At 70.8% G+C, this 17,193-nt stretch carries 20 protein-coding genes; 13 read left to right on the top strand and 7 right to left on the bottom strand.

Translation table 11 applies throughout. From position 1 onward, the window contains the following. Positions 1-14: 14 nt before the first annotated feature. The 4 genes from dnaJ (at position 15) to ADK41_RS09105 (ending at position 4,186) form a co-directional block, all read left to right on the top strand. Positions 15-1,190 carry a molecular chaperone DnaJ gene (gene dnaJ / locus ADK41_RS09120; RefSeq protein WP_030827672.1) on the top strand — a complete coding sequence of 392 codons (1,176 nt, stop codon included), beginning with the start codon at positions 15-17 and terminating at the stop codon, positions 1,188-1,190. A gap of 5 nt (positions 1,191-1,195) precedes the next feature. Continuing rightward, positions 1,196-1,645, top strand: a complete 450-nt coding sequence (locus tag ADK41_RS09115) for a heat shock protein transcriptional repressor HspR (protein ID WP_030827675.1) — start codon at positions 1,196-1,198, stop codon at positions 1,643-1,645. A 276-nt stretch (positions 1,646-1,921) separates the two neighbouring features. After that, on the top strand, positions 1,922-3,025 hold the full coding sequence (locus ADK41_RS09110; protein ID WP_037804388.1) for a sugar ABC transporter substrate-binding protein: 1,104 nt from the start codon (positions 1,922-1,924) through the stop codon (positions 3,023-3,025). Between the two features lie 129 nt (positions 3,026-3,154). Further along, positions 3,155-4,186, top strand: coding sequence for a helix-turn-helix transcriptional regulator (locus ADK41_RS09105; protein WP_030827682.1), 1,032 nt, complete (start codon positions 3,155-3,157; stop codon positions 4,184-4,186). A 24-nt stretch (positions 4,187-4,210) separates the two neighbouring features. Here ADK41_RS09105 and ADK41_RS09100 read toward each other — a convergent pair whose 3' ends face one another. Next, the gene (locus tag ADK41_RS09100; protein WP_078661974.1) at positions 4,211-5,230 is read right to left on the bottom strand and encodes a helix-turn-helix transcriptional regulator; all 1,020 of its coding nucleotides are present in this window, start codon (positions 5,228-5,230) and stop codon (positions 4,211-4,213) included. Positions 5,231-5,359: 129 nt separating this feature from the next. On the opposite strand from ADK41_RS09100, the gene ADK41_RS09095 reads away from it, so the two are divergent. Then, complete coding sequence (locus ADK41_RS09095; RefSeq protein ID WP_234318823.1) at positions 5,360-5,539, top strand: hypothetical protein; 180 nt, start codon at positions 5,360-5,362, stop codon at positions 5,537-5,539. 1 nt (position 5,540) lies between these two features. Beyond that, positions 5,541-5,876 (top strand): hypothetical protein, encoded by a 336-nt coding sequence (locus ADK41_RS09090; protein ID WP_030827688.1) that lies wholly within the window; start codon positions 5,541-5,543, stop codon positions 5,874-5,876. 168 nt (positions 5,877-6,044) lie between these two features. Here the strand turns inward: ADK41_RS09090 and ADK41_RS09085 are convergent, their stop codons facing one another. Next, positions 6,045-6,461, bottom strand: a complete 417-nt coding sequence (locus ADK41_RS09085) for a pyridoxamine 5'-phosphate oxidase family protein (RefSeq protein ID WP_030827691.1) — start codon at positions 6,459-6,461, stop codon at positions 6,045-6,047. Positions 6,462-6,589: 128 nt separating this feature from the next. Between ADK41_RS09085 and clpB the strand changes: the two genes are divergently transcribed. The 3 genes from clpB to ADK41_RS09070 all read left to right on the top strand — a co-directional run bounded on the left by clpB (position 6,590) and on the right by ADK41_RS09070 (position 10,646). After that, positions 6,590-9,187: an ATP-dependent chaperone ClpB gene (gene clpB / locus ADK41_RS09080; protein ID WP_030827694.1), complete on the top strand. Its 2,598-nt coding sequence runs from the start codon at positions 6,590-6,592 to the stop codon at positions 9,185-9,187. A 180-nt stretch (positions 9,188-9,367) separates the two neighbouring features. Next, complete coding sequence (locus tag ADK41_RS09075; RefSeq protein ID WP_030827697.1) at positions 9,368-9,895, top strand: YbjN domain-containing protein; 528 nt, start codon at positions 9,368-9,370, stop codon at positions 9,893-9,895. A 130-nt stretch (positions 9,896-10,025) separates the two neighbouring features. Beyond that, on the top strand, positions 10,026-10,646 hold the full coding sequence (locus tag ADK41_RS09070) for a DUF1707 SHOCT-like domain-containing protein (RefSeq protein ID WP_030827700.1): 621 nt from the start codon (positions 10,026-10,028) through the stop codon (positions 10,644-10,646). Between the two features lie 9 nt (positions 10,647-10,655). Here the strand turns inward: ADK41_RS09070 and ADK41_RS09065 are convergent, their stop codons facing one another. After that, positions 10,656-11,315: an SCO4225 family membrane protein gene (locus tag ADK41_RS09065; protein ID WP_030827704.1), complete on the bottom strand. Its 660-nt coding sequence runs from the start codon at positions 11,313-11,315 to the stop codon at positions 10,656-10,658. A gap of 58 nt (positions 11,316-11,373) precedes the next feature. Beyond that, on the bottom strand, positions 11,374-11,874 hold the full coding sequence (locus tag ADK41_RS09060) for an ATP-binding protein (RefSeq protein WP_030827707.1): 501 nt from the start codon (positions 11,872-11,874) through the stop codon (positions 11,374-11,376). A gap of 175 nt (positions 11,875-12,049) precedes the next feature. Between ADK41_RS09060 and ADK41_RS09055 the strand changes: the two genes are divergently transcribed. The 4 genes from ADK41_RS09055 (at position 12,050) to ADK41_RS09050 (ending at position 14,458) form a co-directional block, all read left to right on the top strand. Continuing rightward, positions 12,050-12,964, top strand: a complete 915-nt coding sequence (locus tag ADK41_RS09055; protein WP_030827710.1) for a helix-turn-helix domain-containing protein — start codon at positions 12,050-12,052, stop codon at positions 12,962-12,964. After that, the gene (locus ADK41_RS42980) at positions 12,876-13,058 is read left to right on the top strand and encodes a DUF397 domain-containing protein (RefSeq protein WP_078661975.1); all 183 of its coding nucleotides are present in this window, start codon (positions 12,876-12,878) and stop codon (positions 13,056-13,058) included. The genes ADK41_RS09055 and ADK41_RS42980 overlap by 89 nt, the downstream gene beginning before the upstream one ends. A gap of 11 nt (positions 13,059-13,069) precedes the next feature. After that, a complete protein-coding gene (locus ADK41_RS38975; protein WP_078661976.1) occupies positions 13,070-13,288 on the top strand; it encodes a DUF397 domain-containing protein in 219 nt (72 codons plus the stop codon). 282 nt (positions 13,289-13,570) lie between these two features. Beyond that, positions 13,571-14,458 (top strand): hypothetical protein, encoded by an 888-nt coding sequence (locus ADK41_RS09050; protein WP_030827713.1) that lies wholly within the window; start codon positions 13,571-13,573, stop codon positions 14,456-14,458. A 183-nt stretch (positions 14,459-14,641) separates the two neighbouring features. Here ADK41_RS09050 and ADK41_RS42975 read toward each other — a convergent pair whose 3' ends face one another. The 3 genes from ADK41_RS42975 to ADK41_RS09035 form a co-directional block, all read right to left on the bottom strand. Next, positions 14,642-14,878, bottom strand: coding sequence for a hypothetical protein (locus ADK41_RS42975; protein ID WP_234318824.1), 237 nt, complete (start codon positions 14,876-14,878; stop codon positions 14,642-14,644). A gap of 185 nt (positions 14,879-15,063) precedes the next feature. After that, positions 15,064-15,480, bottom strand: coding sequence for a prevent-host-death protein (locus ADK41_RS09040; RefSeq protein WP_030827720.1), 417 nt, complete (start codon positions 15,478-15,480; stop codon positions 15,064-15,066). Positions 15,481-15,779: 299 nt separating this feature from the next. Continuing rightward, a complete protein-coding gene (locus ADK41_RS09035; protein WP_030827723.1) occupies positions 15,780-16,970 on the bottom strand; it encodes a pyridoxal phosphate-dependent aminotransferase in 1,191 nt (396 codons plus the stop codon). Positions 16,971-17,193 lie beyond the last annotated feature (223 nt).

Genomic DNA, 17,193 nt, shown 5'->3' with positions numbered 1-17,193 from the left:
GAGGGACGTCGGGGATGAGCACCAAGGACTTCATCGAGAAGGACTTCTACAAGGTCCTCGGCGTCCCCAAGGACGCCACCGAGGCCGAGATCAAGAAGGCGTACCGGAAGCTCGCCCGCGAGTTCCACCCGGACGCCAACAAGGGCAACGCCAAGGCGGAGGAGCGGTTCAAGGAGATCTCCGAGGCGAACGACGTCCTCGGCGACCCCAAGAAGCGCAAGGAGTACGACGAGGCGCGCGCGCTCTTCGGCAACGGCGGCTTCCGCCCGGGGCCGGGCGCGGGCGGCGGCTCCTTCAACTTCGACCTGGGCGACCTCTTCGGGGGTCAGGCCGGCGGCCAGCAGGCGGGCGGCTTCGGCGGCGGCCTGGGTGACGTCTTCGGGGGCCTGTTCAACCGCGGCGGCGCGGGGACCACGCGTACCCAGCCGCGGCGCGGCCAGGACATCGAGTCCGAGGTGACGCTCAGCTTCACCGAGGCGATCGAGGGGGCGACGGTCCCGCTGCGGATGTCGTCGCAGGCGCCCTGCAAGGCCTGTTCGGGCACCGGCGACAAGAACGGCACACCGCGCGTGTGCCCGACCTGCGTCGGCACCGGCCAGGTGGCGCGGGGCTCCGGCGGCGGCTTCTCGCTCACCGATCCCTGCCCCGACTGCAAGGGCCGCGGCCTGATCGCGGAGGAGCCCTGCGAGATCTGCAAGGGCAGCGGCCGGGCCAAGTCCTCGCGGACCATGCAGGTGCGCATCCCCGCGGGCGTCAGCGACGGTCAGCGGATCCGGCTGCGCGGCAAGGGCGCGCCGGGCGAGCGCGGCGGTCCCGCCGGCGACCTGTACGTCGTCGTGCACGTCGGCGCCCACCCGGTGTTCGGCCGCAAGGACGACAACCTCACCGTCACGGTTCCGGTGACGTTCGCCGAGGCCGCCCTCGGCGGCGAGGTCCGGGTCCCGACACTGGGCGGTCCGCCGGTCACGCTGAAGCTGCCGCCGGGCACGCCCAACGGACGCACCATGCGGGCCCGGGGCAAGGGCGCGGTCCGCAAGGACGGCAGCCGCGGTGATCTGCTGGTCACCGTGGAGGTGAGTGTTCCCAAGGACGTGTCGGGGAAGGCTCGTGACGCGCTCGAGGCGTATCGCGAGGCGACCGCGGACGACGATCCGCGGGCGGAGCTGTTCCAGGCCGCGAAGGGAGCTTGATCTGCATGGACGGCCGTCGACGCAATCCGTATGAACTGACCCAGGACACCCCGGTCTACGTCATTTCGGTGGCGGCCCAGCTCTCCGGTCTGCACCCGCAGACACTGCGTCAGTACGACCGGCTGGGTCTCGTGTCGCCGGACCGCACGGCCGGCCGGGGCCGCCGTTACTCGGCCCGTGACATCGAACTGCTCCGTCAGGTGCAGCAGCTGTCGCAGGACGAGGGCATCAACCTGGCCGGAATCAAGCGCATCATCGAACTGGAGAACCAGGTCGCCGCCCTCCAGGCCCGTGTGGCCGAACTGGAGGGCGCCCTCGACGGGGCGGCCGCGGCGATGCGGCAGCGCGAGGCCGCGGTGCACGCCTCGTACCGCCGTGACCTGGTGCCGTACCAGGAGGTGCAGCAGACCAGCGCGCTGGTGGTGTGGCGGCCCAGGCGGCAGCAGCAGGACTGAGGCGCGGGTGTGCGGTGCCGGGAGGCCCGGAGGTCGAGTGGACCTCCGGGCCTCCCGGCTTATGCGCGGACATGTGTGTGACTATCGTGTAGCTGCGTGTCCAGATGATCCTCGCCGGACGTCCGCGGGTCTCTCACGAGTTCGGCACACACCGTGCCGTGTCCATCTCGTTAAGCGGCCGACCTTGACGCCGGTGGGGGCTGAAGGTTGGCTTTTCAGTCACATGGGCCGCAAAGCCGTGCCCACGTCCGAAACGCACCTGAAGTGAGCCTCCGCATGCGTCGTATCGCCATATCCGTGGCCGCCACCTCCATGTCCGTCATGCTCGCCGGATGCGGCGTGCTCAACGCGACGGGGAGCGGCGACGACGCGAGCCCGGGCAAGGGCGACGACGTCACCGTCGGTCTGCTGCTCCCGGAGAAGGCCAACACCCGGTACGAGCAGTTCGACTACCCCATCTTCAAGACGAAGGTGGAGTCGCTCACCAACAAGAAGGGCACCGTCGAGTACGCCAACGCCGAGGCGGACGCCGACAAGCAGGCGAGCCAGATGCAGCAGATGATCGACGACAAGGTCGACGTCATCGTGCTGGACGCGGTCGACGCGCACGCCATCGCGGACAGCGTGCAGAAGGCCAAGGACGCGGGCATCCCCGTCATCGCCTACGACCGTCTCGCCGAGGGCCCGATCGACGCGTACATCTCCTTCGACAACGGCCTGGTCGGCGAGGTGCAGGGCCGTACCCTGCTGGAGTCGCTCGGGGAACCCGCCGTCACCGACAAGATCGTGATGATGAACGGTTCGCCGACCGACCCCAACGCCAAGCAGTTCAAGGCGAGCGCGCTCTCCGAGCTCAAGAGCAAGGTGACGATCGCCAAGTCCTACGACACCAAGGACTGGAAGCCGGAGAACGCCCAGGCCAACATGGCCGAGGCGATCAACGCGATCGGCGCGGACGACATCAAGGCGGTCTACTCCGCCAACGACGGCATGGCGGGCGGCATCGTCAAGGCGCTGAAGGCCGCCGGCGTCACCGACCTGCCCCCGATCACCGGCCAGGACGCCGAACTCGCGGCGGTGCAGCGGATCCTCGTCGGCGAGCAGTACATGAGCGTGTACAAGTCCTACCCGGACGAGGCCGAGAGCGCCGCCGAGATGGCCGTGGCGAGGGTCCAGGGCAAGGACATCCAGTTCGACGCGCTGACCCGCGAGCGGGTGAACAGCCCCACCGACAAGAACATCCCGGCGCAGCTCGTGCCCGTGGTCGCGCTGACGAAGGACAACATCGAGGACACCGTGATCGCCGACGGGATCTACGAGGTCTCGGACATCTGCACCGCCGAGTTCGCGGCGGCGTGCGAGGCGGCCAAGCTGAAGTAGCCGCCCCGTCGATATCCGGCCACCCGCCGGTCCCCCGGCCGGCGGGCGGGCCCACCCGTGTTGCACAGCCGGTTCCGGCCGCGCATAGTTGCGCTTCGGAAAGTGGCTGAACCGGGGGTGGGATGGGCGATGGCCGGGCACGGGACGGACGGGCATCCACACGGTGCTGACCGACTGTGCGAGGCCGGGGATCGCGTGTATTCCCGGGCCGTACGGCGCGGACGGCTGCCGCGCCGGGACGCGGAGCCGGTGCCCTGCCTGCTGGAACTGGCCCTGCTGCACCCCGACCCCGACGACATGGACTGGCTCGTCCCCACCTCCCCGCAAGAGGTCATGACCCGGCTGCTGCGCGGGATGTACGACGAGGTGAGCGCGAGCCAGCGCCGCGTCGGCTCGGCCGTCGAGGCCTTCGAGTGGTACGCCGGTCTGGGCCGCCAGGTGCCCGCGTCACGGTCCGCGTCGGAGGGCCCGGCGATCCGGGTGCTGGACGGGCTGGCCCGCATCCAGGCCGCGATGGACGAGGCGACACAGGCGTGCACCACCGAGGTGCTCACCGTCCAGCCGGGCGGCATCCGGCGCGAGGCGGAGCTGTCGGAGGGCCTGCACCGGGCTACGGCGCTGCGCGGCCGGGGCGTGCGCATGCGGGACCTGTACACGCACGTCGCCCGGCACGGGCACGGGCTGCTCAGCTATCTGGAGCTGATGGGCGACGCGGTGGAGGCGCGCACGCTGGACGAGGTGATCGACCGGCTGATCCTCTTCGACCGCACGGTCGCCTTCATCCCCGCCAACGCCGAGCGCACCATGGCGCTGGAGCTGCGCCACCCGGCGCTGGTGGAGTACCTGGGCACGGTCTTCGACCGGCTGTGGCGGCTCGCCATCCCGCTGACCGCCCCGCTGCCCGAGACCGGCATCGAGGGCATCTCGCACCGGGAGCAGTCCATCGCGTCCCTGCTCGCGGAGGGCCACCAGGACGCGGTGATCGCGGAACGGCTGGGCATCAGCGTGCGGACCTGCCGGGCGCACATCGCCCGTCTGTCGGAGACGCTGGGCGCGGTCAGCCGCACGCAGCTGGGCGTCCGCATCGCCCAGGCCGGGCTGGACGGCTTCCGGCGTCCCGCCGTCCCCCTGCCCGGCCGGGGGCCCCGGACCGCCCGGTGAGGCGGCCCGCCCGCGCCGGCGGGGTCACTCCGGTGTTCCCTTCTGGTTGAGGATCCCGGACTCCGCGATGAGATAGCCGAGTTGGGCCCGGCTGCCGCTGCCGAGGGTGGCGGCGAGCTTGGCGATGTGGGCCCGGCAGGTCCGTACGTTCATGCCGAGGCGGCGGGCGATGGCCTCGTCCACGTGGCCCTCCACCAGGAGCTTGGCGATGGAGTGCTGGATCTGCGGTATGCCGTCGGGCGCGGTCTCGTAGGGGGTGCCGGCGGTCAGCGGGACCGCGCGGCTCCACATGAACTCGAAGACCTTGCTCAGGTAACGGACGAGGCCGGTGTGCCGCAGCTCCAGGGCGACCTGGCGGTCGTCGCGCACGGGGATGAAGGCGACCGTCTCGTCGCAGATGATGAGGCGTTCCACCAGCTCGTCGATGGTGCGGTACTCCGCCCTGCCCTTGGCGAACTGCTCGACGTAGGAGAGGCGCTCGGGGTTGAACCGCGCGGTGTGCTGGTAGAGGGTGCGGATGCGCACGCCGCGTTCGATGAGCAGCCGGTCGCGCTCGAACCCCTGGAGCAGACTGCGTTCGGGCCGGTGCCCGCTGGGCTGGACGGTGAGCATCTCCGTGCGGCACTGTGCGGTGGCCAGGTCCAGCGCGCTGTTGATGCGGTCGTTGCCCTCGAGCACCGTGATCGCGTGGGTGGGGGCGATCTCCTGGGTACTCAGGGACATGAACGGCTCGAAAGTGTCGGCGAGTTCTATCGACAGGCGCCTGCGCTCGGTGATTTCCCGCTCTATGGGGCTCAATCGCTGGGCCAGCGCGATCGAGGGGAGCACGGGACGCAACCACTGCGCATCGTCGGGATCCGGGTGAAGGAGGGCGAAGTCCATCAAGCAGGGCGCGGGTGCCACGTCGGCGCGGGCGATACGTCCCGCGCGCAGAGCATTCGCGTACAGTCGCCCCCCCTCCTCGCACAGCTCAGTCACGGCGTGAGGATGTGCCGTCTTGGTCGGTTTTTTTCCCAAATCTCCACCCCACAGGGTCCTGAACATGCAGGAACATGATGCACCGATCGTGTGGCCATGATGTGCCCGAATGAGCCATCGTCGTACTCGACGGGGGACAGAGGGGACCTTCAAGTGAGGACGAAGCCGACTATGGGTAAGAAAATGCTTCGCTCGGTGCTTGTCGCCGCCTTCTCCGTCGGTGTGGCCTTCGGAATAGCGGGCGGCCTCTCCGAGGCGAAGGAAGACGTCCGGGCGGACAGCGTGTGGCCGCCGATCGTCGCGCAGGACGCACCGGTTGCCGACAGCGTGTGGGCCGCCGGCCCCGCGCAGACGGCTGACAGCGTGTGGGCTTGACATGGCTACTCCACCCGACGACCGCTCCTTCCGCAGGGAGATGGCGACCGCCTACCGGTCCGGATGGCACTTCATCGACCTGGTCACCGCCATCCCCCACAGCGGTGACTCGTTGATGGTGACCGTCTTCGGTGAACCGGTCGTCGTCACCCGCGACGAGGACGGGGACGTACGGGCGTACCGGTGCCTGCGGCGGCCCAGGGGGGCGCCGCAGCCCGTGCGGTGTGCCATCCGGTACGGAATGATCTTTGTGAACCTGGACCAGCGGGACCATCGGCAGGTGGAGTCCGACTCCCCCGCCCCGCGGACCATCTCGGCCACCCCCCGCAGTGCCTGACGCGATTCCCCCGTCGTAAAAGATCGCGCAGGTGCTTCCCCCCGCAGCGGCGTCACCGTGACCTGAACACGGTGACGCCGCTGCAGTTTTCCCGGACATGTCCGGGTATCGGACCGGCCGCGTGATGGCCGGAAGCCGCCGTTCGGCGCCCGGACCGCGCGGCCCGCCTCACCCGCGTCCCATCGCGCGCGTGAGCGCGATCTCGATGACCACCCGGGACGGGTTCGGCCGCGGCGTCCGCCCGTAGCGCTCCGCGTACCGCCGCTCCGCCTCCGCGACGCTCTCCCGGTCCGCGCGGACCACGGCCCGCCCCTCCAGCGTGGCCCACCGCCGGCCGTCCACCTGGCAGACCGCGACGGCCGCGCCCCGCGCCCCCGCCGCCCGCACATGGCGCGCCTTCGCGCTCGTCCCGCTGGTGATCACCCGGGCGATCCGCGCCTCGGGGTCGTATGTCACCCCGACGGGTACCAGGTGCGGGGTGCCGTCCGGACGGAGGGTGGTCAGCGTGCACAGGTGCTTCTCGCGCCAGAAGCCGAGATACGAGGCGTCCGGATCGCCCGGATCTACCGAGTACGTGGTGGTCATGGACCGGAACTTAGCCCCTGTCGCACTCCCGTCCGCCACCTTGAGTGGAATAGACTCAAGTTTGTGTACGTTGACCGAGTCAGCCGTGAAGGCCGCTGACGGGTCACCGCAAGGAGGAGAACGGATACGTGGACGCCGAGCTGACCAACCGGAGCCGGGAAGCGATCCAGACCGCCGGCAACCGGGCCGTGACCGAGGGACACCCCGACCTCACCCCCGCCCATCTGCTGCTCTCCCTGCTCGCCGGGCAGGAGAACGAGAACATCACGGACCTGCTCGCGGCGGTCGACGCCGACCAGGCCGCCGTACGCTCCGGGGCCGAGCGCGTCCTCGCCGGCCTGCCGAGCGTCACCGGGTCCACCGTGGCGCCGCCCCAGCCCAACCGTGAACTGCTCGCCGTCATCGCGGACGCCCAGTCCCGCGCCCGCGACCTCGGCGACGAGTACCTCTCCACCGAACACCTCCTCATCGGCATCGCCGCCAAGGGCGGAGCCGCCGGCGAGGTGCTGTCGCAGCAGGGCGCCACCGCCGGGAAGCTGCAGGACGCCTTCCAGAAGGCGCGCGGAGCCCGCCGGGTGACCACCGCCGACCCCGAGGGCCAGTACAAGGCCCTGGAGAAGTTCGGCACCGACCTCACCGCCGCCGCCCGCGAGGGCAGGCTCGACCCCGTCATCGGGCGCGACCAGGAGATCCGGCGCGTGGTGCAGGTCCTCTCCCGCCGCACCAAGAACAACCCGGTGCTGATCGGCGAGCCCGGCGTCGGCAAGACCGCCGTCGTGGAGGGCCTCGCCCAGCGCATCGTCAAGGGCGACGTCCCCGAGTCGCTGAAGAACAAGCGGCTGGTCGCCCTCGACCTCGGCGCCATGGTCGCCGGCGCCAAGTACCGCGGCGAGTTCGAGGAACGCCTCAAGACCGTCCTCGCCGAGATCAAGGACTCCGACGGCCAGATCATCACCTTCATCGACGAACTCCACACCGTCGTCGGCGCCGGCGCCGGCGGCGACTCCGCGATGGACGCCGGCAACATGCTCAAGCCCATGCTCGCCCGCGGCGAACTCCGCATGGTCGGCGCCACCACCCTCGACGAGTACCGCGAACGCATCGAGAAGGACCCGGCCCTCGAACGCCGCTTCCAGCAGACCCTCGTCGCCGAACCGACCGTCGAGGACTCCATCGCCATCCTCCGCGGCCTCAAGGGCCGCTACGAGGCCCACCACAAGGTCCAGATCGCCGACAGCGCCCTCGTCGCCGCCGCCACCCTCTCCGACCGCTACATCACCTCCCGCTTCCTCCCCGACAAGGCCATCGACCTCGTCGACGAGGCCGCCAGCCGCCTCCGCATGGAGATCGACTCCTCGCCCGTCGAGATCGACGAACTCCAGCGCGCCGTCGACCGGTTGAAGATGGAGGAACTCGCCCTCGGCAAGGAGACCGACGCCGCCTCCCTCGAACGCCTGGAGCGCCTGCGCCGCGACCTCGCCGACAAGGAGGAGGAACTGCGCGGCCTCAACGCCCGCTGGGAGAAGGAGAAGCAGTCCCTCAACCGGGTCGGCGCACTGAAGGAGAAGCTCGACGAACTGCGCGGCCAAGCCGAACGCGCCCAGCGGGACGGCGACTTCGACACCGCCTCCAAACTGCTCTACGGCGAGATCCCCACGCTCGAACGCGACCTGGAGGCCGCCTCCGAGGCCGAGGAAGAGGTCGCCAGGGACACCATGGTCAAGGAGGAGGTCGGCGCCGACGACATCGCCGACGTCGTCGCCTCCTGGACCGGCATCCCGGCCGGCCGCCTGATGGAGGGCGAGACCCAGAAACTGCTCCGCATGGAGGACGAGATCGGCAGGCGCCTCATCGGCCAGACCGAGGCCGTGCGCGCCGTCTCCGACGCCGTACGGCGCTCCCGGGCCGGCATCGCCGACCCCGACCGCCCCACCGGCTCCTTCCTCTTCCTCGGCCCGACGGGCGTCGGCAAGACCGAGCTGGCGAAGGCCCTCGCCGACTTCCTCTTCGACGACGAGCGGGCGATGGTCCGCATCGACATGTCCGAGTACGGCGAGAAGCACAGCGTGGCCCGCCTCGTCGGCGCCCCGCCCGGCTACGTCGGCTACGAGGAGGGCGGCCAGCTCACCGAGGCCGTCCGCCGCCGCCCCTACAGCGTCGTCCTCCTCGACGAGGTCGAGAAGGCGCACCCCGAGGTCTTCGACATCCTGCTCCAGGTGCTCGACGACGGCCGCCTCACCGACGGCCAGGGCCGCACCGTCGACTTCCGCAACACCATCCTGGTGCTGACGTCCAACCTGGGCAGCCAGTACCTGGTCGACCCGCTCACCACCGAGACGGAGAAGCGGGAGCAGGTCCTGGAGGTGGTCCGCGCCTCCTTCAAGCCCGAGTTCCTCAACCGCCTCGACGACCTGGTCGTCTTCTCCGCGCTGACCAAGCCCGAACTGGCGCGCATCGCGAAGCTCCAGCTGGAGTCCCTCTCCCGACGCCTCGCCGAGCGCCGCCTCGCCCTGGACGTCACCCCCGAGGCGCTGGAGTGGCTCGCCGAGGAGGGCCTGGACCCCGCCTACGGCGCCCGCCCGCTGCGCCGCCTCGTCCAGACCGCCATCGGCGACCGCCTCGCCAAGGAGATCCTGGCCGGCGAGATCAAGGACGGCGACACGGTCCGCGTGGACCGCTCCGGGGACGGCCTGCAGGTGGGTCCGGCGACGGGCAAGACGCTGTGACCCGGGGGTCCCGTCCCGGCCGAGGGGCCGGGACGGGACCCCGCCATTCGCGCCGACGGCCGATTCGACGGCGGCTGTCGGCCGGGGCAGGTTGCCCGGCACAGGGCAAGAGAGAGAGGGTGGGATGTACGTCTGGTCTCAGCGACGGCCGGACGCCAGACGACGTAGGAGTGTCCCAGTATGACCATCGATCCGTCCTCGATCCCGAATTTCGGGGGCCAGCCCGAGCCGCAGCCGCAAGGACCGGCGGGCCCCGTCGTCCCGGACCAGGACCTCGTGAAGCAGCTCCTCGACCAGATGGAGCTCAAGTACGTCGTCGACGACGAGGGTGACCTCGCGGCGCCGTGGGAGCAGTTCCGCACCTACTTCATGTTCCGCGGTGAGGGCGACCAGCAGATCTTCTCCGTCCGGACGTTCTACGACCGGCCGCACCAGATCGACGAGAAGCCGCAGCTGCTCGAGTCCGTCGACGACTGGAACCGGCGCACCCTGTGGCCCAAGGTCTACACCCACACCCACGACGACGGCACGGTCCGCCTCATCGGTGAGGCCCAGATGCTGATCGGCATGGGCGTCAGCCTGGAGCACTTCGTCTCGTCGACGGTGAGCTGGGTGCGGGCCGCGATCGAGTTCGACAAGTGGCTGGTCGAGCAGCTCGGCCTGGAGCAGGAGATCAACGAGGCGGACAAGCCCGAGGACGACGAGTAGTCCGTCTCGGTACACGCGCCGTACGCGAGGAGAGCCCGCCCCCCGACACCGACCGCACCACGGCCGGTCCCGGGGGCGGGCTCTCCCGTGCCCGGTCCGTTCGGCCCGTCGGCTGCTTATTCTTGTGCCCATGACAGCCCAGTCTCCGGAGCCCTTCCCGCACCCCGTTCCCCCGGGCGAGCTCCGCGCCTCCCACGACGACCGGGAAGCGGTGGTGGAGCAGCTGCGCGACGCGGCGGCCGAGGGGCGCATCGACCTCGACGAGCTGGACGCGCGCCTGGAGCAGGCGCTGACCTCCAAGACCTACGCCGAGCTGGCCGTCCTGACCGCCGACCTGCCGCGGCGGGAGCCCCCCGGGAGCCGGCAGCCGCCCCTGGTGCTCAAGGGCGGCCTCCACGGAGCGTCCCGGGGCCCCGGACGCTGGGAGGTCCCCGGACACGTGATCGCCCACGGAGGCCTGGGGGGTGTGAAGCTCGACTTCACCCGGGCCGAGTGCCGCCTCCCGGAGGTCACGGTGGAGGCGTACGGGGAGGCGGCCGGTGTCACGATCGTCATCCCCGACGGCTGGGCCGCGGACACCGGCGCCCTGGACCCCGGCATCGGCGGCCTGAAGGACAGGACCACGTCCGACCGGCTCCCGGGCACCCCGCTGATCCGGCTCACCGGGTCCGGCGGCATGGCGGGAGTGGTCGTCCGCCACCCCAACCGCTGGGAGCGGCGCAAGCTGAACGGCAACCCGGTGCGGGACTAGCCGCCCGCCTCACCGCCCTGCGGGCCGGACCCTCAGCCTCCGGGTGAGCAGGCCGACCAGCACGGCGTTGACCAGCCCCGCCAGGACCACGCCGACGAAGAAGACCAGCGAGCCCAGCCAGGGGAGCGAGGAGTACTCGGCGGGTACCGGGACCGCTACGGCGAGGAAGCTGAGCGGCGCCGCCGCGAGGAGGGGCCATATCGCCGCGAAACCGGGATCCGGGGACAGCAGCACGGCGTACAGGAAGAAACCCAGCGCCGCCGCGACCACGGCGACGTAGCCCCGCGCGGGCCAGTTGTCCACGGCGGCCGCGAGCAGCGTCCGCCGCCCGGGCGGGCGCACGGAGGGCGCCCGGTCCTGCCTGCGGGCGAGCGCGCCGAGCGCGGCGGCGTTCACCAGGGCGCACAGCAGCAGCCACCCGCCCCACAGCCCGGCGGCCACCACCTCGGCCGCCCCGCCTCCCGCGGTCCCGGCTCCGAACGGGAGGGCCACGGGCAGGAAGGAGAGCGGCGCCGTGAGCAGCGCCGGCGCCATGGCGTACGGGCTGTCCGGGGCGACGAACAGAACCAGGACGCCGAGGGCGACGACGGCCAGATAGCACCGGGCGAGCAGGCCGCCCGTGGCGAGCGCGAGGAACTGCCGCGCACGGTGGCGAGGAGAGGTCGACATGGAAGGCCCTTCGAGCCGGTACGGGTTGATGATCACCACAGTGACCCGAAGGGCTCGCTCAGACATGAGTACGGGTACTCGTACAGGTACTCACCGGCTCCGTGGACACCTCCGCCCACACCGTCTTGCCGACGGGCCGGCGAGGTTCCGTTCCCCAGCGCAGGGCCAGGGCCTCCACCAGGAGCAGACCCCGGCCGGACTCGCCTTCGGGACACGACGAGGGCGCGCATTCGGGCGGTCGCTTCGCGGCGGCGGCGTCCGCGACCTCGACCCGCACCAGGCCCGTCACCGCGTCGAGGGCGATCCGCAGGCCGAAGTCGTGTCCGGGGACCCGGCCGTGTCGTACGGCGTTCGCCGCGAGTTCCCCGACGACGAGGGCGACCGCGCACGACGCGTCCGACGCCGGCGGGTGGCCCCACTCCTCCATCCACCGCACGGCGTGCCGCCGGGCGAGCCGCGCGCCCCGCGGCGAGGAGGCGAACTGTCCGCGTGCCTCCGCGGCGACGGGGGCGGCGCCCCGTTCCGGCTCGTCCTGGTGAGTGGTCGTTCCTGTCAGCACGGCTTTCCGTCCTTGCCTGTCGAGCACAGACGTCTCGTGGTGTACACGAGTCATCACATTCCGTGTTCAAGGATCGTCCGATCGCCCTACGCTCGACAGAGGGCGCGGACTTACCTTTCAGGCCATAAGGAACGGAAGTGACGCTTTGGCCAACGCAATTGACCCCAGCGCGTCGATGGCGGCCCTGTTCGGGGCGCGGGTGCGCAGGCTCCGTACGGCGGCCGGACTGACCCAGGCCGAGCTCGGCACCAGGACGCACGTGGTGGGCACGCGGATCACCCAGATCGAGCGGGCGTCGGGGGCGAAGCCGACGCTGGAGCTGGCGCGTGCACTGGATGCCGCCCTCGGGGCGGACGACCTGCTCGTCGAGCTCTGGCCGTACGTGTACCGGGAGGCGTTCCCGGACTGGTCGCGGAAGTTCATGGAGCACTCGGAGCGGGCGGTGGTCGTCCGCGAGTATGCGGCGCATGTGGTCCCGGGCTTGTTGCAGACGGAAGCGTACGCGCGAGCTGTACTGAAAGTCGGTCGAACGCTCGGTAACGAGGAGCAGTTGGAGGAGCGGGTCGGTGTCCGTATGGGACGGCAGGAGCGTCTCGGCATGCCCGATCGCCCCGATCTGTGGGTGGTTCTCGATGAGTCGGTGCTCAGGCGTCCTGTCGGCGGTAAGCCGGTGATGCATGAGCAGTTGGCGCGGCTGCTCGGGATTGGATCGGAACCTCACATCACCGTGCAGGTGCTGCCCTTCAACCAGGGCGAGCACGAGGTCATGGGTGGCTCTCTCACACTCCTCACCCTGCCGGACGGCTCGGAGGTCGCCTACACGGAGGGCGCGCATTACGGGCAACTCGTGGAGGATCCGCACGAGGTCAGGAGCTTCGCGCTGACCTACGATCGGCTGCGGGCGGCAGCTCTGCCCCCGCTCATGTCCCTCGACATGATCCGATCCGTGATGGAGGGCTACAACCGTGGAGCGAAAGTCCCATCCCGATCTGAGCGTCGCCGTGTGGCGCAGGAGCAGCTACAGCAATCAGGAAGGCGGCAATTGCGTGGAGGTGGCGGACGGATTCCCCGGCGTCGTCCCCGTCCGTGACAGCAAGGCCCCGCACGGTCCGGCGTTGCGCTTCGAAGTCGCTTCCTGGGCCGCGTTCATAGGCGAGTTGAAGACCGGGCATCGCCGTCCCTGAGGGGTGCAACCGTGGAGCGAACGTCCCGTCCTGATCCGAGCGTCGCCGTGTGGCGCAGGAGCAGCTACAGCAATCAGGAAGGCGGCAACTGCGTGGAAGTGGCCGACGGGTTTCGAGCCGTCGTCCCCGTCCGTGACAGCAAGGCCCCGCACGGTCCGGCACTGTGCTTCGAAGCCGTCTCCTGGGCCGCGTTCATAGGCGAGTTGAAGACCGACCGCCACCGCGTCTGAGTCGACGGGGCACCGGTCGCGGGCCCTTGTACGGGTCCGCCGGTGCCTCGTCCGCGAGGGGCCGGTGGGCCACTGACCTCCCCAAAGAACCGGGGGAAAGAACTACCCGCCCGCCCACCCTCCCCGCCGGAAGGCCCGCGTCACCCGTGCGAGTGACTGGCTTGCAGGTGCGGGAATCGGGCGGTTACGTTCGCCGCAGCAACCGCAGACACATGCGGCCCCCGCCCGGGATTCGCCGTCCCGGAACGAGGGCCTCACCGATCAGGAAGCAGAACCTTCCCGATGGCTGATCCGCAGTCTAACGCGCGCCTGCGCGCCGACGCCGGAGTCCCGACTTCCGGCGTGATCCACGTACGCACCCGCCTCACCGCCGACTTCACCGTGATCCCCAACGCCCTCGCCCAGCGGCGCGGCAGCGCGGTCACCGTCGGCGTCGCGGTCTACATCCTCTCCCTGCCCACCGGCACCCCCGTGTCCATCGCCGCCCTGTGCGCGCACTTCACCGAGGGCGAGATCCTGATCTCCCGGGCCCTGCGGGAGCTGGAGGCCGCCGGCTACCTGGAACGCCGCCGCGAGCGCCTGCCCACCGGGCAGATCCGCACCCGGACGTACTTCTACGACGTCCCGGGCGGCGGCGATCCGCGAACGGACCCCGACCCGGACCCGGACCTGGACCCGGACCCGGACGGACCGCCCGAGCCACCGACCCCGCGAGGGCCCCGGAAGCGCCCGGTCACCGCACCGGCCACCACCGTCCCGGAGCCAGAACCGGAGCCGTCGTCGCTCGCCGACGCCGACCCCCGGGCCGTCGCCGTGCTCACCGCACTGCAGCGGGTCGATCCCCGGCTGCTCCTGTCCGTGCGGGAAGCCGCCCGGCTGGCGCCGGCCGTCTCCCGGTGGCTCGCGGCAGGCCTGGGAACGGTGCAGATCGTCAAGCTGCTGACCGAAGGCCTCCCCGACCGCTTCCTGACCCGTCCGGCGGGCATCCTCGCCTACCGCCTGCGCGAGACACCGCTGCCCGCACCGCCCCTCTCACCGACACCCCGCGACGAACGCCCCGCCGTCCTCCCCTTCCAGACCTGCGACGGCTGCGACAAGGCGTTCCGCGCACCGGAACCCGGACGGTGCCGAAGCTGCCGCTCGGGGAGCCGTCTCCGTGCCGCCTGCTGAGCCGATGGGCGGGTGTGCGATCGGTCCCCGGACGGGAGACTCGATGTGCGACGATGCGAGATCCGCAGGCGGGCGCGACGGACGGCGTGGACATCTTCGTCGAGCACGGGCTGGGAGACCTTCGCAGGGCGGGCGAGTTCCCTTGGCGGACATCGGTTCCGCCTTTCGCGTCGAAGCGCGGGCTCAGCTCCCGTCCGTCCAGTACTCCTGGAGCCTCGCGACCGCCTCCTCCTTGGTCATCCTTGCCACGGCGTCCTCGCCGACGCCCACGCGGTGAATGAGCAGATGCACCAGGTCGGCGGGGAGTGCCTCGCGTGGCGGCTCGGGAGCGCCCCGGTCAGGCAGTTCGCCCTGCTGTGCGCAGGCCCAGAACTCGTCCTCGGTGACGTCCAGTTGGTCCCGCAGGATGTGTCGCCACATGGCGGGGCCGTACGCCGTGCGGTCCACCGGGTGCGAGATTCTCGTTCGCAGGATCCTGCCGTCGTGCAAGGTGAGTTCGTAGGTCACATGATGGGTGCCGGTGCGCCCGCGGGAATCCCGGACGCGTTCCCACTTCTCGACGCGGCAGAAACGATCGTGGTTCTCACGGTCGGGTTGGGGCCAGGTCACTGTGGAGCACCCACCAGCCAGTCGCGCAGTTGTCCGTCCTCGCTGAGGGCGATCAGCTGTACCAGACCCCAGTTCTCCGCGTGGTTGGGGGCGACCCGCAGCCTGTCCTGCCAGTCCTCGGCATACTCGCGCAGGACCTGGACCATCTCCCCTATCGCTTCATCGAACGTGGCCCCGTCGGCTGCCAGCGGCAGGCCGGGCAGGAAGACGGACCAGCCGCCCGCCTCCGCGACCACCTCGGCCTTCGAGGGGCACACGAGCGACAGGTAGCGGCGCAGTCGCTCGACGTCCACGACTGCCGAGCGGCCGGAGTCACGGCGCACGGTCGCCACCCGCCCCTCGTCGGCCGCGTCGAGGAGGTCCTTCAGATGGGCGCGCGCCTGGGTGTAGCTCTCGTAGTGCACAGCGGCCATGACCTGCCTCCTCGATCGTCCGGCCTCCCCAGCGTGCACCCCTCCCCCACGTACGTCAAGTACGTGAAGTACCTGACGTACGTGGACGCGGATGCGGTAGCGGGAGGCGGGCTGCTCCAGAACCTCCGGGCCCCCACAGGGCTGCCACGATCTCCGTCAACCCGGCCATGGTCGCGGTGTGCGACCGCGTCGTGGAAGGCCGGCTCGGCACGGTCCGGCGGCGGGTCGAGCTGCTCACCGCGACGGGCCGTGGCCGACGCCTCCCGTGCCTCGGTCCCGTTCGGGCGAAGGGCGTGAGCTCACGGCGCCATGCGGTGCAGGCGGTCGGCGGCCTCGTGGAGGACGTCGTCCCTCTTGCAGAAGGTGAAGCGCACCTGGCTGCGGCCGGCGTCGGGATCGTCGTAGAACACGGAGTTGGGGACGGCGACGACGCCGCAGCGCTCGGGGAGGGCGCGGCAGAAGGCGTGGGCGTCCTTCTCTCCGAAGGGGGTGATGTCGGTGGTGATGAAGTACGTGCCCTGGGGCTGGTAGACCTCGAATCCCGCCGCCCGCAGACCGTCACCGAGCAGATCGCGCTTGCGGTGGAGGTCCGCGCGGAAGCCGTCGAAGTACGAGTCCGGCAGTCGCAGCGCCTCGGCGATCGCGTACTGGAACGGACCCGCGCTGACGTACGTCAGGTACTGCTTCGCGGTTCGGACGGCGGAGACGAGCGGGCCGTTCGCCGTGATCCAGCCGACCTTCCAGCCGGTGAAGGAGAAGGTCTTGCCCGCGCTGGAGATGGTCACCGTGCGGTCCCGCATGCCCGGGAAGGTGGCCAGGGGGATGTGTTCGGCGTCGTCGAAGACCAGGTGCTCGTAGACCTCGTCGGTCACGACGAGCAGGTCGCGTTCCACCGCCAGCTCGGCGATCGCGGCCAGTTCCCCGCGGGTGAGGACGGTGCCGGTCGGGTTGTGCGGGGTGTTGAGCAGGAGCAGGCGGGTGCGGTCGGTGACGGCGTCGCGCAGTTCGTCGAGGTCGAGGTGGAAGCGGCCCTCGCGCGGGCGGAGCGTGACGGGGACGCGGGCGCCGCCCGCCATGGCGATGCAGGCCGCGTAGGAGTCGTAGTACGGCTCCAGGGCGATCACCTCGTCGCCGGGCTCCACCAGGGCGAGCAGCGCGGCGGCGATCGCCTCGGTGGCGCCGGCGGTGACCAGGACCTCCGTGTCGGGGTCGACGGTGAGGCCGTAGCGGCGCTTCTGGTGCGCGGCGACGGCGGCGCGCAGCTCGGGGACGCCGGGGCCCGGCGGATACTGGTTGCCGCGGCCGTCCCGCAGGGCGCGTACGGCGGCCTCCCTGACCTCCTCGGGGCCGTCGGTGTCGGGGAAGCCCTGGCCCAGGTTGATGGATCCGGTCCGCAGGGCCAGGGCGGACATCTCGGCGAAGATCGTCGTCCCGAACTCGGCGAGCCGGCGGTTCAGGAAGGGGCGCGCGCTGGAGGTCATGGCGGTCATCCTGCGCCGAAGCTCTGGAGTTCCTCAACTCTGCTTTGGGCCGCGCGGGCGGAGGGCATCTCCCGGTCACACACGTGAGCGAGGCGCCCACGGGGGGCCGCTTCGGGGGATCACGGGGGAATGAGAGGAGGGTGACGCCATGATCGTCGGCATCATCCTGGTGGGGATCTTCGTGCTGCTCGTCGGGGGCGCCGCGCGTGCGGCCCGCAGGCCCGCGCGGCGG

Origin of the sequence: Streptomyces caelestis (assembly GCF_001279005.1) — a bacterium.
Classification (GTDB): Bacteria; Actinomycetota; Actinomycetes; order Streptomycetales; family Streptomycetaceae; genus Streptomyces; species Streptomyces heliomycini.
The sequence above is the reverse complement of the archived record's forward strand: the minus strand, read 5'-3'. Positions and strand labels throughout refer to the sequence as shown.